This is a genomic window from Brevibacterium sp. K11IcPPYGO002 (genome assembly GCF_050920635.1).
In the GTDB taxonomy this organism is placed as follows: Bacteria; Actinomycetota; Actinomycetes; order Actinomycetales; family Brevibacteriaceae; genus Brevibacterium.
In genome coordinates this window covers 114,008-127,975 of record NZ_CP131929.1, presented here as the reverse complement: position 1 = coordinate 127,975, position 13,968 = coordinate 114,008, and the positions used below count along the sequence as shown (strand labels likewise).

Annotated in this window: 11 protein-coding genes; 2 read left to right on the top strand and 9 right to left on the bottom strand. The window is 67.2% G+C overall.

Features of this window, described 5'->3' with window-relative positions; translation table 11 throughout:
- Nucleotides 1–7: 7 nt before the first annotated feature.
- Together QYM46_RS00580 and QYM46_RS00575 are read right to left on the bottom strand one after the other, a co-directional pair.
- The gene (locus QYM46_RS00580) at nucleotides 8–904 is read right to left on the bottom strand and encodes a universal stress protein (RefSeq protein ID WP_432790295.1); all 897 of its coding nucleotides are present in this window, start codon (nucleotides 902–904) and stop codon (nucleotides 8–10) included.
- On the bottom strand, nucleotides 901–2,436 hold the full coding sequence (locus tag QYM46_RS00575; RefSeq protein ID WP_432790294.1) for an alanine/glycine:cation symporter family protein: 1,536 nt from the start codon (nucleotides 2,434–2,436) through the stop codon (nucleotides 901–903). Before QYM46_RS00575 ends, QYM46_RS00580 begins: the two co-directional genes overlap by 4 nt.
- A 182-nt stretch (nucleotides 2,437–2,618) precedes the next feature.
- Here QYM46_RS00575 and QYM46_RS00570 point away from each other — a divergent pair, with 182 nt between their 5' ends.
- Nucleotides 2,619–4,124, top strand: coding sequence for an aldehyde dehydrogenase family protein (locus QYM46_RS00570; RefSeq protein WP_432790293.1), 1,506 nt, complete (start codon nucleotides 2,619–2,621; stop codon nucleotides 4,122–4,124).
- A gap of 98 nt (nucleotides 4,125–4,222) precedes the next feature.
- Here the strand turns inward: QYM46_RS00570 and purU are convergent, their stop codons facing one another.
- The 7 genes from purU to glyA form a co-directional block, all read right to left on the bottom strand.
- Nucleotides 4,223–5,077: a formyltetrahydrofolate deformylase gene (purU, locus tag QYM46_RS00565; protein WP_169250890.1), complete on the bottom strand. Its 855-nt coding sequence runs from the start codon at nucleotides 5,075–5,077 to the stop codon at nucleotides 4,223–4,225.
- A gap of 82 nt (nucleotides 5,078–5,159) precedes the next feature.
- Nucleotides 5,160–6,614 (bottom strand): L-serine ammonia-lyase, encoded by a 1,455-nt coding sequence (locus QYM46_RS00560; protein ID WP_432790292.1) that lies wholly within the window; start codon nucleotides 6,612–6,614, stop codon nucleotides 5,160–5,162.
- Entirely contained in the window at nucleotides 6,614–7,312 is a 699-nt protein-coding gene (locus QYM46_RS00555; RefSeq protein ID WP_432790291.1) for a sarcosine oxidase subunit gamma, read from the bottom strand. The genes QYM46_RS00560 and QYM46_RS00555 overlap by 1 nt, the downstream gene beginning before the upstream one ends.
- Nucleotides 7,305–10,232, bottom strand: a complete 2,928-nt coding sequence (locus QYM46_RS00550; RefSeq protein ID WP_432790290.1) for a 2Fe-2S iron-sulfur cluster-binding protein — start codon at nucleotides 10,230–10,232, stop codon at nucleotides 7,305–7,307. Before QYM46_RS00550 ends, QYM46_RS00555 begins: the two co-directional genes overlap by 8 nt.
- The gene (locus tag QYM46_RS00545; RefSeq protein ID WP_025777259.1) at nucleotides 10,229–10,519 is read right to left on the bottom strand and encodes a sarcosine oxidase subunit delta; all 291 of its coding nucleotides are present in this window, start codon (nucleotides 10,517–10,519) and stop codon (nucleotides 10,229–10,231) included. The genes QYM46_RS00550 and QYM46_RS00545 overlap by 4 nt, the downstream gene beginning before the upstream one ends.
- A 22-nt stretch (nucleotides 10,520–10,541) precedes the next feature.
- Nucleotides 10,542–11,759, bottom strand: a complete 1,218-nt coding sequence (locus QYM46_RS00540) for a sarcosine oxidase subunit beta family protein (protein WP_432790289.1) — start codon at nucleotides 11,757–11,759, stop codon at nucleotides 10,542–10,544.
- Nucleotides 11,759–13,153: a serine hydroxymethyltransferase gene (gene glyA / locus QYM46_RS00535; protein WP_432790288.1), complete on the bottom strand. Its 1,395-nt coding sequence runs from the start codon at nucleotides 13,151–13,153 to the stop codon at nucleotides 11,759–11,761. The genes QYM46_RS00540 and glyA overlap by 1 nt, the downstream gene beginning before the upstream one ends.
- Before the next feature lie 136 nt (nucleotides 13,154–13,289).
- On the opposite strand from glyA, the gene QYM46_RS00530 reads away from it, so the two are divergent.
- Complete coding sequence (locus QYM46_RS00530; protein WP_432790287.1) at nucleotides 13,290–13,952, top strand: GntR family transcriptional regulator; 663 nt, start codon at nucleotides 13,290–13,292, stop codon at nucleotides 13,950–13,952.
- The last annotated feature ends 16 nt before the right edge of the window (nucleotides 13,953–13,968 follow it).

Sequence of the window (13,968 nt, the reverse complement as noted above, 5' to 3'; positions counted from 1 at the left end):
TGCCCGATCACTTCAGCCAGGGCATGACGACGACCGGGACCGGTGCGTGCCGGATGATCTTCGCCGCATTCGTACCCAGGAAGACCCGGGAGCGCCGCCCCTCCGACGAGGACCCGACGACGAGGAGTTCGCCGGACTCCCACTCGATCGCAGCCAGGGCCGCTTTCCAGTCCTTGCCGATTCCGACCGCCTCGGCGATGGGCTCTCCTGCCGCAGCCTCCCCGTGTTCGGCCCCGTCGAGGCTGTCGATCGCTTCGACCTGCGCGGTCCTCAGCTCGGCGACGAGCGACCGGCGCGCCGATTCCTCTTCGACGGACTCCGGCGGAACGGTCCGGCCGCTGACGCCGAAGGTCGCGATGCGCAGACGCCCGCAGGTGGCGTGAGCGAATTCGGCGGTCGCCGCGAGCACCGCCCGGGCCTCCAGATCGGGGCGGAACGAGCAGGTCACCCGAGTGAGCCGCTCCGGGGCGACGAATCCCTTGGGCGCGAGCGCCACCGGCACCGGGGAGGAATGCAGCAGCCGGTCGGAGGTCGCGCTCACGCGGATCCGCCCACGGGTTCCCTCGGTGCCGGATCCGAGGACGATCATCGTGGCTCGGTGGGCGGCCGCCTCGGCGAGGAGGCCCTTCGCCCGGGATCGGTTCTCCACGGCCACCGCCACGGTGGTCAGATCGGGGCAGATCTGCGCCGCCGCAGCCTCGGCCTCGCACACCGCCTGCCGGGAGCGTTTCTTCGCCCACGCCGCGAACTGCAGGTCGCTGCCCGAAGGGATCGACCCTCGACCGGCCTCGGGGACGACGCTGACGATGCGCAGGTCCTCATCGTAGGAGCGGGCGATGAACGCGGACAGGTGGAGTGCGGAACGGTCTCTCTTCCCATGCGGGAATGCGGCGATGATCGTCATGGTGTGCCATCCTTCGGATCGGTGTCGGACAGGGTTGTGGTCCCGGACGAATCAGAGGTCCGAGACGGGTCGGACGAACGGGAGGTCACGGCCGCCTCGGCGTGCATCTCTTCCCAGAAGTTCGCGTGCTTGATCCCGAGCTTCACGGGGTCGAAGACGGGGTTGAGTCCCTGCTTGCGCTGGGCGTCGAAGTCCTTGAGTGTCTTCAGCGCGATTCCGGACAGCGCGATGAGGGCGAGGAAGTTGATGACGCCCAGGGTCGCGTACCCCATGTCGCCGACGGCCCAGACCGCTCCGGCGTCGACGACGCAGCTGATGAAGCACACGGCCAGCAGGGCGCATTCGAGGATGCGGATATAGACTCGATCGCCTTCGCCGACGATGAAGGACAGGTTCGTGTCGGCGATGAAGTAGAAGGCGACGATAGTCGTGATCGCGAACATCGCCACCGAGATCGCGATGAACGGTGAGCCGAATCCGGTGGCCACGGTGTCGACGGCAGCCTGGGTGAAGTTCGTGCCCGGCTCGATGCCCGGGAGGTTGACGAGCAGTTCGCGGCCGTCCTCGGTGATGACGTTGTACTGTCCGGTGACGACCATCATCAGTCCCGTGAGCATGCAGACGGTCAGGGTGTCGATGTAGATCGAGAAGGTCTGGACGAGCCCCTGTTTGGCCGGGTGGCTGACCTCGGCGGCGCCGGCGGCATAGGTGCCTTCGCCGACACCTGCGACATTGGAGAACAGGGCGCGGCGCACGCCCCAGGAGATTGCGGCTCCGACGATGCCGCCGAAGACCTGGTCGGTGCCGAAGGCCGAGGAGATGATGAGTCCGATGGCGGCAGGCAGTTCGGTGACGTTGACGAGCAGGACGATGATCGCCCCGCCGATGTAGCCCACCGCCATGATCGGGACGATGATGTTGACGACGCGCACGATGCGTTCGCGCCCGCCCCAGATGATGATGCCCAGCACGGCGGTGACGACGAGGCCGGTGACCCAGCCGGGGATGCCGAAGGCGTATTCGACGCTCACGGCGATGCTGTTGGACTGGATTCCGGGCGCCAGGAGGGTGTAGAGGATGAGCGCGATGACCGCGGCGATCATTCCCAGCCACCGCTTCTGGAACACCTTGTACAGGTAGTAGGGAACGCCGCCCTTGAGTTCGCTGTCGATGCGCTCCTTGAAGATCTGGGCGAGCGTCGATTCGATGAACGCGGTCGCGCCTCCGCAGAAGGCCATCACACCCATCCAGAACAGGGCGCCGGGTCCGCCCCAGCCGACGGCGGTGGCGACGCCGGCGATGTTGCCGACGCCGACGCGATTGCCGATCGTCAGGGCGAGCGCCTGGAAGGGCGTGAGTCCGCCGGGTGCGGTGCTGCCGTCGCCCTTGAGCTCGCGCAGCATCTGCGGGAAGAGGCGGATCTGGAGAACTTTCGTGCGGATCGTGAAGTAGAGGCCCATGACGATGGCGAGACCGATGACCGGCATCCACATCGCATTGGCGATCTCCTGCAATCGAATGGTGAAGTCCATGAGCACAGCTCCGTGTTCGTGGTCGTTGGATGGGCGCTGACGCCGGCGGCGCGCGACGACGACGGCTCGAATCCCCGTCGATGTGATTGCATGTTACACGAATCACGTAATAATGTGATCACATCTACCGATGTGTATCGCGTGGAGCTCCCAGCAGCCGAACCGAAGAAGCAGAGGCCCTCATGCCCATCCCATCGACCGAATCCATCGTCCGCAGCACGACACAGGCGCCCCTCGTCGCCGAGTCCGAGCTGCCCCCGCTCACCCACTTCATCGACGGAGCGTTCACCGAGGCCGGTGCGGAATCCGCGACGACGGCCCTGGTCAACCCTGCCGATGAGACGATCATCGCCGAGGTGGCCGAAGGGTCGGCCGCCGATGTCGACTCCGCGGTGGCTGCCGCCCGTCGGGCCCTGGAGGGGTGGAAGGCACTGACCCCGAAGTCCCGCGCCGACGTCCTGCTGGCCATCGCCGACCGCATCGAGGACAACGCCGATGTGCTCATCCGCCTCGAGTCTCTCAATGCCGGAAAGCCGTATGCCGTCTCCGAGGACGACGTCTCGATGGCCGCGGACACGTTCCGCTTCGCCGCAGGTGCCTCCCGGGCCTTCACCGAACTCGGCTCGGGCGACTATGTCGAGGACCACACCTCGATCATCCTGCGCGAACCGGTCGGGGTCGTCGGGGTCGTCGTGCCGTGGAACTATCCGCTGCTCATGGCCGCATGGAAGATCAGTCCGGCGCTTGCTGCCGGGAACACGATGGTGCTCAAACCCTCGGAGCAGACCCCGCTGACGGCGCTCAAGCTCCTCGAGCTCACCGCCGATCTCCTGCCCGCCGGTATTCTCAACATCGTCCTCGGTCTCGGACCCAGCGTCGGAGCGCGTCTGTCGAGTCACCCCCATATCGACCTCGTGGCGCTGACCGGCAGCGTCGGCAGCGGGAAGGCCGTGGCCACGAGCGCCGGCGAGAGCCTCAAGCGGGTGCATCTCGAGCTCGGCGGCAAGGCCCCGGTCGTCATCTTCGCCGATGCGGATCTGGCAGCTGCGGCCGAAGGTGTGCGCACCGCAGGGTTCTGGAATTCGGGGCAGGAGTGCGGTGCGGGAACGCGCGTGCTCGTCGAGTCCTCGGTCGCCGAGGAGTTCACGCGACTCCTCGCCGAGGAGGTCTCGACGTATGTCGTCGGCGATCCCCGGGGAGGTGCCGAGGTCGAGCTCGGGCCGCTGGTCTCGCAGGCGCACTTCGAGCGGGTGACCGGCTTCCTCGACCGTGCGATTGCCGATGGTGCCCGGCCCGTCGTCGGCGGTGGGCCGATCGAGGGCCCGGGGTTCTTCGTCGCTCCGACCGTGCTCGCCGATGTGGCGGCCGGCTCGGAAGCCTCACAGGAGGAGATCTTCGGACCGGTCGTGACGATCGAGACCTTCGAGTCCGAGGACGAGGCGATCACGCGAGCCAACGAAGTCCCCTACGGTCTGGCCGCCTCGGTGTGGACGCGGGATGCCGCGCGCAGCCTCGATGTGCCGCGCCGCCTCGACTTCGGCACCGTGTGGGTGAACTCGCATCTGGCGCTGGCCGCCGAAGTCCCGTGGGGCGGCTTCAAGGGCTCGGGCTACGGGCGCGACCTGTCGATCTACGCGCTCAACGACTTCTCCCGAACCAAGCACGTGCAGATCAATCACGCCCGGTGACACTGCCTCAATACGCCGACCGCTCAGGTTGCCGTCGACCGCTCGCCGCATAACGCGGTACAGCGACGGCAACCTGAGCGGTAGGTGAGGAAGAAGGCTCAGCGCAGGACGATGGTCCTCTTGCCCGAGAGGAACACGCGGCCGTCGCAGTGCCACTTCACGGCGTTGGACAGCGCCTTGCACTCGGCATCGCGGCCGGCGGCGACGAGGTCCTCGGGAGTGAAGGCATGGTCGACTTCGACGAGCTGCTGGGCGATGATCGGACCCTCGTCGAGTTCGGAGTTGACGAAGTGCGCGGTCGCCCCGACGGTCTTGACCCCGCGCTCCCATGCCTGATGGTAGGGCTTGGCACCCTTGAACGACGGCAGGAACGAGTGGTGGATGTTGATGGCGCGTCCGGTGAGTTCGCGGGCGAGGTCGTCGGAGAGGATCTGCATATAGCGGGCGAGCACCACGAGGTCGACCTCGAAGCGGTCGACGAGTTCGAGCAGCTTCGCCTCGGCCTCAGGCTTCGTCTCCTTCGTCACCGGGATCCGGAAGAAGGGGATGTGGTGCCATTCGACGAGCTCCCGATGGTCGGGGTGGTTCGACACGACCGCGGCGATCTCGATCGGCAGCTCGCCGACCCGGGCCCGGAAGAGCAGATCGTTGAGGCAGTGCTCGAACTTCGAGACCATGATGAGCACCCGCCGCTTCTGCCCCTGCGGCCACAGCTGCCAGGTCGCCCCGAACTCCTCGCCGAGCGCCTCGAAGTCGCTGCGCAGCGCTTCGATCCCGTTGCCGGGCTCGGCGGAGATGCTGAAGTCGATGCGCAGGAACAGCTGCTGCGTCGACTGGTCGTCGAACTGTTTGAGTTCCTTGATATCCCCTCCGTGGGTGAGCAGGGCGCCGGTCACCGAGTGGAGGATGCCGGGGCGCTCTGCGCATTCGAGGGTGAAGATGTAGTCCTGCATGTCTGAATCTTCCTGTTCAGTAGTGCCGAGTCTGGGGTGGTGCAAAATCTGCAGGCGGCCCGAAAACCGGGAATCGTGCCGCTCAGCATTCGATGACATTGACGGCGAGTCCGCCGCGCGATGTCTCCTTGTACTTCGATTTCATATCGGCTCCAGTCTGCCGCATGGTCTCGATCGCCTGGTCGAGACTCACCCGGTGGGAGCCGTCGCCGTGCATGGCCAGCCGAGCCGCATTGATCGCCTTCACCGAGGCGATGGCATTGCGTTCGATGCACGGCACCTGCACAAGGCCGCCGACCGGATCGCAGGTGAGCCCGAGGTTGTGCTCAAGTCCGATCTCGGCGGCGTTCTCCACCTGCTCCGGTGTTCCGCCGAGCACGGCGCACAGTCCTGCGGCAGCCATCGCGCAGGCCGATCCGACCTCCCCCTGGCAGCCCACCTCGGCGCCGGAGATCGAGGCATTGCGCTTGAACAGGATTCCGATCGCCCCGGCAGTGAGCAGGAATTGCACGACGGCATCGTCCGACACGCTCGCATCGCCCACGCCGTCGCCGGTGACGAACCGGTCCATATAGTGCAGCACCGCGGGGATGATGCCCGCGGCCCCGTTCGTCGGGGCGGTGACGATCCTCCCGCCCGAGGCGTTCTCCTCGTTGACCGCCAGCGCGTAGAGGTTGACCCATTCGAGGGCGTCGAGGGAGCCCGATGCCCGATAGTCCGCGGCTTCGAGCTTTGCCTTCAGTTCCGGGGCGCGGCGGCGCACCTTGAGTCCGCCCGGCAGCGTCGTCTCGGCGCGGGTGCAGCCGTTGTGCACGCATTCGCGCATCACCGCCCAGATCTCGAGCAGCCGGGCCCGCAGGTTCTCATCAGTCTGGCGGGCTCGTTCGTTGACCGCCATGAGATCGGCGATGGACAGCCCATGCGCCCGGCACTGTGCGAGCAGTTCATCGGCGGTGGAGAATTCGATGACGTCACCGTCCCGACCTGGTCCCCGCGCACTGTCCTCGCCGGATCCGGGACCGCTCGCGGCCGCGTCGATCGCCTCGGCGGCGTCCTTCTCCGCGGCGAGCTCCTCGGCGGTGACGACGAATCCCCCGCCCACGGAGTAGTACTCGCGCTCGATGAGCTCACCGGCCGCCTCGGCGCTGATGCGCATCCCATTGGGATGGCCGGGCAGGGATTCCCGCAGGTGCAGCGTGAGATCCGATCGAACATCGAAGGGCACATCCCTTCGCCCGCCGAGGTTGAGCGTCCCTTCCTCGCGGACCCTGGCGACCAGCGGGCCCACGGAATCCGGGTCGAGCGTCTCCGGTTCCTTCCCGCTCAGTCCGGCGAGCACGGCGGAGTCCGAGCCGTGCCCGATTCCCGTCGCCCCCAGCGACCCGAAGAGGCCGACCCGGATCGCGTCGACGCGATCGAGCAGACCCTCTGCGGCGAGTTCGTCGACGAAGCGCACCGCCGCACGCATCGGTCCCACCGTGTGCGAGGAGGAGGGCCCGATGCCGATCGAGAACAGATCGAGGACCCCGAGTGCCATCAGCCGGCGCCCCCTTCAGAACCCGCCGACGAGCCGTCCGCACCGGTCGCCGCCGCATCCTCATCGAGGAATTCGGCCATTCCGTCGAGCAGCCAGCGGACCGTGAAGTCTGCGAAGCTCGCTCGCGGGTAGACACGGTATTCGAGCACCGAGGAGTGATGGAGGATGACCGGCACCGGGCCGAGCGAGGTCACGATCGCCGTGCCGACGCCGAAGGCCCGCGGGTGGAGGTCCGCGCGGCAGCTCTTCTCGAGCACCTCGCGAGCCTTGGACCCGCTCAGCTGCAGGATGGTGCGGTTGGCCGAGAGGTCGAGGGCCTGTCCGGGCAGTCCTGCGAGTCCCGCTTCGGCGACGAGGGTCTCTCCCGGCTGCTGCTGGCGGGAGACGTCGACGGCGAGGAACTCGTCGGGGCTCAGCCACAGGACGTGCAGACCTGCCTGGTCCCCGGTGACCTCGCCGACGCGGCGCGGCAGGGGCAGACCGAAGGTGTCCTCGAGGGACTTCCACGAGGCGGAGTCCGGTTCGGCGCGCAGCCCGAGCTGCACGGAGAACGGCAGTTCGCGCAGGGCCACTGCCTTGCCGCCGGCCTGGCTGGCCGCGGCCATCTCACGGCTGAGGTGGGCGGCCGGGGAGACACGCAGATCGTCGAGACCCGCGGTCGACTTCGCAGGTGAAGTGGTGTAGGTGGTGTCAGCCATCGCGGCGGTTTCCTTCCGGATCGTAGAAGACGGGCGAGGTGATCTCGACATCGATCAAGGTGTCTCCCAGCGGGGACTGAACGATCTCACCTTCACGGTTGCGGCCGTTCTCGACCATCGCCAGACCGAACGGACGGTCGAGGCTCGGCGAGATATAGGACGAGGTGACGTGCCCGATCATCGGCACCGGACCGGCCTCCGGTGTGACCGGGGTGCCCGAGGTGATGAGCTGGGCGCCTTCGGCCAGGCGGGTCGTGCCGTCGACGGGCAGGACTCCGACGAGGTGCTTGCGGTCCTCACGGGCCGTGTCGGCCCTGGAGTAGGAGCGTTTGCCGATGAAGTCCTTGACCTTCGACACGATCCACTCCATGCCCGCGTCGGCAGGCGTCACGGTGCCGTCGGTGTCCTGACCGACGATGATGAAGCCCTTCTCCGCACGCAGCACGTGCATGACCTCGGTGCCGTACGGGGTGATGTCGAACTCGGCCCCCGCCTCGGCGACGGCCTCCCAGACGGCGAGGCCGTAGAACGTGTCGACGTTGATCTCGAAGGCGAGCTCACCGGAGAACGAGATCCGGCAGATCCGGGCCGGGATGCCGTTCGCCAGCGTCGTCTCGCGGAAGCCCATGAACTCGAAGGCGTCGTTGGAGACGTCGAGGTTCGGGGCGACCTTCGCGATGACGTCGCGCGACCGGGGGCCTGCCACGGCGACGGTCGACCACTGCTCGGTCACCGAGGTGAAGACGACATCGAGGTCCGGCCATTCGGTCTGATGCCATTCCTCGAGCCATTCGAGGACGGTCGCCGCTCCGCCGGTGGTCGTCGTCATGTAGTAGCGGTCCTCGGCCACGCGCAGGGTCACCCCGTCGTCGAAGATCATGCCGTCGGGCTTGCACATCAGCCCGTAGCGACCCTTGCCGACCTTGAGCTTCTTGAAGCCGTTCGTGTAGATCTGGCCGAGGAACTCTCCGGCGTCGGCCCCGCGGATCTCGATCTTGCCGAGCGTTGATGCATCCTGGAAGCCGACGGATTCGCGCACGGCCTTGCCCTCGCGCAGCACCGCCGCCTCCATGTCCTCACCCGGCTTCGGGTAGTACCAGGGCCGCTTCCACTGACCGACGTCTTCGAACTCGGCGCCGTGGGCGACGTGCCAGGGGTGGATCGAGGTGACGCGGGCGGGATCGAAGAGTTCGCCCTTGCGCCGTCCGGCCAGTGCCGCGAAGGGCACCGGGGCGAAGGGGGCGCGGAAGGTCGTGTGCCCGACCTGACCGAGGTCGTCGGCCTCCCCCAGCACCGAGGCGATCGCGCCGATCGCGTTGACCGCGGAGGTCTTGCCCTGATCGTTCGCCGTCGAGATCGAGGTGTAGCGCTTGATGTGTTCGACCGAACGCATACCTGCGCCCATCGCCCGCTGCACATCGGCGACGGTCTGGTCACGCTGGAAGTCGATGAAGTGCGTGCTCAGGTTCGTGTGATCGTCCTGCGCGGAGGTGACCAGCCACAGCGGACGTGCCGGGGCATACGCCATCGGCGAGGCGGCGGGGACGGCGAGGGCACCCGGGAAACCGGTGCGGTTGGCCGCCTGGCTGCCTGCCTCGGCGCCCTGCCGCAGTGCCGCCTCGAGGGAATAGTCCCCGGTGACGGCGCCGACGGTGAACTGGTCACGCACGGGCGTCGTCGGCACGAAGGCCGCGATGTCGACGTTCCAGTGGATTGCGCCCTTGCGCTGACCGTGCAGGTGGATGACCGGCGAATGTCCGCCGGAGACCGCGAGCAGGTCGACGGCGATCTCCTCGCCCTGGCTCGCAGCGACGGCGTCGTCATCGAGTTCGGTGACAGTGATCGCGCTGATTCGTCCGGCAGGACCTTCACCGGCGGTGCCGGTGACCGCTGAGCCGAGGATCAGCCGTGTGCCCGTGGCTGCGGTGACGGATTCGGCCACCGCCGAGGCGGTCGGGCGGGAGTCGATGACCGCAGGGACGGTGATGCCTGCTGCGTGGAGGTCGGTGACGAGATCATAGGCGGAGTCGTTCGTCGTCGCCACGGCCACGTTCTGCCCTGCGGCGACCCCGTAGCGGCCGAGGTAGGTGCGCACGGCCGAGGCGAGCATGATGCCGGGGCGGTCGTTGTCGGCGAAGACGATCGGACGGTCGTGGGCGCCGGTGGCGAGCACGACCTGACCGGCGCGGATGTGCCAGACCTTCTGGCGCACTCCGTGACCGCCGGCGGCGGCAACCGCGTCGGTGCGGTCTTCGAGGGCGACGAAGTAGTTCGAGTCGTAGCTGCCGAAGACCGTGGTGTTCGGGACATAGGTGAGTTCTTCGTGCTCGGCGAATCCGGCGACGGTGGACTCGACCCACTCCAGGGCGTCGACGCCGTCGATGGTCTCGGCCGTGGCCGGTCCCGCCGCCAGCAGCGAGCCGCCGGGCAGCGACTGGTCGTCGAGGAGCAGGGTACGAGCACCGGACTTGCCGGCCTCGCGTGCGGCGGCGAGTCCGGCGGGGCCGGCGCCGACGATGAGGACGTCGGTGTGCACATGCTTGTGCTCGTAGGTCAGTTCGTCCTGGCCGGGGTCGAGGATGCCGAGCCCGGCGAGGTAGTCGGCCTCGAGCCCTTCGGCGATGGCGACGCGGGTGGCGGGCAGCATCGACTCGGAAACGTCTCCGGAGAACCGGGAGTGCACGCGCACGAGCGCATTGGACTCCTCGACGCCGGCGCCGAGGATGCCGCGGGCGCGTCCGAGGTAGGTCGAGTTGCCGCAGTCGATGCGGCCGGCGGCGATCAGCGCGCTGGCGATCGTGTCACCGGCGAAGCCCGAGTAGGTCGCTCCGTCGACGGTGAAGTCGATCGGGCGGGTGGTGTCGATGCCGGTGGCAGAGGGCAGACGAGAAGCGGAGTGCAGACGGGTGGTGTTCGTCATCGAACCTCTCCTTGTGTGTCGGGACGGGGCGAGCCGATCGGGTAGATCGCGGTGAAGTCGTAGGTGGCCGTGTCGCGGACGGCGTTGAACCACTTCCGGCAGCCGGCGCTGTGGCTCCACATCTCGGCGAAGGCACCGCGGCTGTTCTCACGGTAGAAGAGGTACTCGGCCCATTCCCTGTCGGTCAGGGCGTACGGGTCTTCGGGGTAGGCAACGTGGGCCTGTCCGCCGTAGTGGAATTCGGTTTCGTCGCGTGGCCCGCAGTTCGGGCAGTGGATGAGCAGCATGTCGGTGTCTCTTTTCTTCCGCTCAGTGGGCCACGGCTGCGGCGCCGTGTTCGTCGATGAGGTGGCCGGTTTCGAAGCGGTCGAGGGCGAATGGGGCGTTGAGCGGGTGGGGTTCGTCGTTCGCGATGGTGTGGGCGTAGGTGAAGCCGGCCGCCGGTGTTCCCTTGAAGCCGCCGGTGCCCCAGCCGCAGTTGGCGTAGAGTCCGTCGACCTCGGTCTTCGACACGATCGGTGAGGCGTCGAGGGTGACGTCGACGTTGCCGCCCCAGGTGCGCAGCACATGGGCGCGGGCGAAGATCGGGAAGAGCTCGACCGCGGCGGCCAGCTGTTCCTCGATGACGTGGAAGCCGCCTCGTTGACCGTATCCGTTGTAGGAGTCGACGCCGGCGCCCATGACGAGTTCGCCCTTGTGCGCCTGGGAGACGTAGACGTGGACGTGGTTGGACATGACCACGGTCGGGTGCACGGGCTCGAAGAGTTCGGAGACCAGTGCCTGCAGCGGATGGGTCTGGATCGGCAGGCGGATCCCGGCCATGTCGGCGAGCACCGAGGAGTCCCCGGCCACGGCCAACGCGACTTTCTCGGTGGCGATCGGTCCGCGGTTCGTCTGCACGCCGACGACCTGATCGCCGATGCGTTCGATGCCGGTGACCTCGCAGTTCTGGATGATGTCGACACCCATTTCGTCGGCCTTGCGGGCGAAGGCCCAGGCGACGTGATCGTGCTTGGCGATACCGGCGCGCGGCTGATAGGTGCCGCCCATCACGGGGTAGCGGAGGTCGTCGCCGATGTTGATGATCGGGCAGACTTCCTTGACCTGCTTGGGGTCGAGCCATTCGGCGTCGACGCTGTTGAGCGTGTTCGCATTCACCCGTCGCTGGGATTCGCGCACGTCCTGGAGGGTGTGGGCGAGGTTGAGCACGCCGCGCTGGGAGAAGAGGAAGTCGTAGTCGAGCTCTTCGGGCAGCTGCTCCCAGAGCTTGAGGGACTTCTCGTAGATCGCGGCGGATTCGTCCCACAGATAGTTCGAGCGGATGATCGTCGTGTTGCGGGCCATGTTGCCCCCGGCGAGCCAGCCGCGTTCGAGAATGGCGATGTTCGTCATTCCGTGGTTCTTCGCCAGGTAGTAGGCGGTGGCGAGGCCGTGTCCGCCGCCGCCGACGATGACGGCTTCGTAGGACTTCTTCGGCTCCGGATTGCGCCACAGGAAGTCGGGGTGTTCGGGAAGCTGGTCAGCCATCAGCGTGCTCCGATCTCGGTGAGGGTGGGGTACAGGGGGTGGTCGTTCGCGAGTCGGGTGACGCGTGCGCTCAGTTCGGCGATGATCTCCGGGCTCGCGCCGTTGTCGTCGGTGCCGGCCTTGAGCACTTGCGCGATGATGTCGGCGACCTCGACGAAGGCAGCGGAGCCGAAGCCGCGGCTGGCCAGCGCCGGGGTGCCGATCCGCAGTCCGGAGGTGACCATCGGCGGTCGGGGGTCATCGGGCACGGCGTTGCGGTTGACGGTGATGCCGATCTGGGCGAGCAGATCTTCGGCCTGGGCTCCGTCGAGGGTCGAGTTGCGCAGATCGACGAGGACGAGGTGGACGTCGGTGCCGCCGGTGAGGACGGAGATCCCACGTTCGGCGACATCGCTCTCGGTCAGGCGGCGGGCGAGTTCAGATGCCCCGGCCAAGGTCCGCTTCTGCTTGTCGACGAAGGTGTCGGTGGCGGCCAGGCCGAAGGCCACGGCCTTGCCGGCGATCACGTGTTCGAGGGGTCCGCCCTGCTGACCGGGGAAGACGGCGGAGTTGATCTTCTTTGCGATGTCCGCGTCATTGGTGAGGATGATGCCGCCTCGGGGGCCGCCGAGGGTCTTGTGCGTCGTCGAGGACACGACGTGGGCGTGCGGGACCGGTGAGGGGTGGAGGCCCGCGGCGACGAGCCCGGCGAAGTGGGCCATGTCGACCATGAGGTAGGCACCGACGGAGTCGGCGATGCGGCGGAACTCGGCGAAGTCGAGCTGCCTGGTGTAGGCCGACCAGCCGGCGACAATGAGCTTCGGCTGGTGTTCCTGGGCGAGGCGTTCGACTTCGGCCATGTCGACGCGTCCGGTGTCGTCGAGGCCGTAGGGGACGATCGAGTAGAGGCGGCCGGAGAAGTTGATCTTCATTCCGTGGGTGAGGTGGCCGCCGTGAGCGAGGTTGAGGCCGAGGACGGTGTCGCCGGGACGGATGAGGGCGTGCATGACCGAGGCGTTGGCCTGAGCACCGGAGTGCGGCTGGACGTTGGCGTATGCGGCGCCGAAGAGGGCCTTGACGCGGTCGATGGCGATGCGTTCGATCTCATCGACGTGTTCGCAGCCACCGTAGTAGCGGCGGCCCGGGTAGCCCTCGGCGTACTTGTTCGTGAGCACCGATCCTTGAGCTTCCATGACTGCCGCGGCGGTGTGGTTCTCCGAGGCGATCATCTCCAGGCCCTCGCGCTGCCGGGCCAGTTCGGCGTCGATGAAGCCGGCGATGGAGGGATCGAGTTCGGCGATCGAAGTGCTCAGTTCGACGGGTTCACGGCTGGGGAAGGTCTCAGCGGAAGCGCCCGCCGAGGCATCGGGCGTGGCGTTGTCATCGACGGCAGGGGCCGCGAGCTGCTCTGTCATGGATCTCCTTCGATCGGTGCTGATCAACCAACCCCGGCTGATCAGCAACTAATATATCAGATGCGTTCCTGTAGTGTAGGCAGAGAAATCCAGCCGACGCAATACGTTGTCCGCAAAGAGTTTGAGGAGTCTTCTCATGAGCACATCCGCCGATGCGACGTCACCGACGACGTCCTTGGCGAATCACGCCTATGAGATCCTGCGGCACCGGCTCATCATGCTCGACATCGCTCCCGGCGATCCGATCAACGAGGCGGCCCTGAGCTCCGAGCTCGACGTCGGGCGGACCCCCATCCGAGAGGCCCTCAAACGCCTCGAGCGCGATCACCTCGTCGTGTCGTATCCGCGGCGCGGAACCTTCGCCACGAATGTCGACCTCACCGATCTGTCGACGATCTCGGAGATGCGCGAGGCTCTCGAGCCGATCGCCGCCAGGCGCGCGGCGCGCAACCTCACCCCGGAGCGGCGCATGGACTTCACGGCCGCCATCGCCGACCTCAGGGCGCTCGAGGCGACCGACGAGCAGCGGACTCTCATGGAGCGCGACCTCGACGTCCATCGCCTCATCTACAGCTCCGTGGACAATCCGCACCTGTCGGAGACCCTCATCCGCCTCGATGACCTGGCCACCCGCATCTGGTGTCTGGTCATCCCGGGGATCCCGGATCTCGTCACCCATATCCGCGAGCACATCGATCTGCTCGAGGCGATCCTCGACGGCAATGAGGAGGCCGTCGCCGCCCGCGCCGCCGAGCACGTCCGCGAGTTCGACAAGACCGTCCGCTCCACCTTGCGCTGAGCCTCACCCTGCATTG

Coding starts and splice junctions, on each gene's coding strand:
- QYM46_RS00580 (WP_432790295.1), bottom strand. CDS start 904: ATGACGATCATCGCCGCATTCCCGCATGGGAAGAGAGACCGTTCCGCA.
- QYM46_RS00555 (WP_432790291.1), bottom strand. CDS start 7,312: ATGGCTGACACCACCTACACCACTTCACCTGCGAAGTCGACCGCGGGT.
- QYM46_RS00570 (WP_432790293.1), top strand. CDS start 2,619: ATGCCCATCCCATCGACCGAATCCATCGTCCGCAGCACGACACAGGCG.
- QYM46_RS00545 (WP_025777259.1), bottom strand. CDS start 10,519: ATGCTGCTCATCCACTGCCCGAACTGCGGGCCACGCGACGAAACCGAA.
- glyA (WP_432790288.1), bottom strand. CDS start 13,153: ATGACAGAGCAGCTCGCGGCCCCTGCCGTCGATGACAACGCCACGCCC.
- QYM46_RS00540 (WP_432790289.1), bottom strand. CDS start 11,759: ATGGCTGACCAGCTTCCCGAACACCCCGACTTCCTGTGGCGCAATCCG.
- QYM46_RS00550 (WP_432790290.1), bottom strand. CDS start 10,232: ATGACGAACACCACCCGTCTGCACTCCGCTTCTCGTCTGCCCTCTGCC.
- QYM46_RS00575 (WP_432790294.1), bottom strand. CDS start 2,436: ATGGACTTCACCATTCGATTGCAGGAGATCGCCAATGCGATGTGGATG.
- purU (WP_169250890.1), bottom strand. CDS start 5,077: ATGCAGGACTACATCTTCACCCTCGAATGCGCAGAGCGCCCCGGCATC.
- QYM46_RS00530 (WP_432790287.1), top strand. CDS start 13,290: ATGAGCACATCCGCCGATGCGACGTCACCGACGACGTCCTTGGCGAAT.
- QYM46_RS00560 (WP_432790292.1), bottom strand. CDS start 6,614: ATGGCACTCGGGGTCCTCGATCTGTTCTCGATCGGCATCGGGCCCTCC.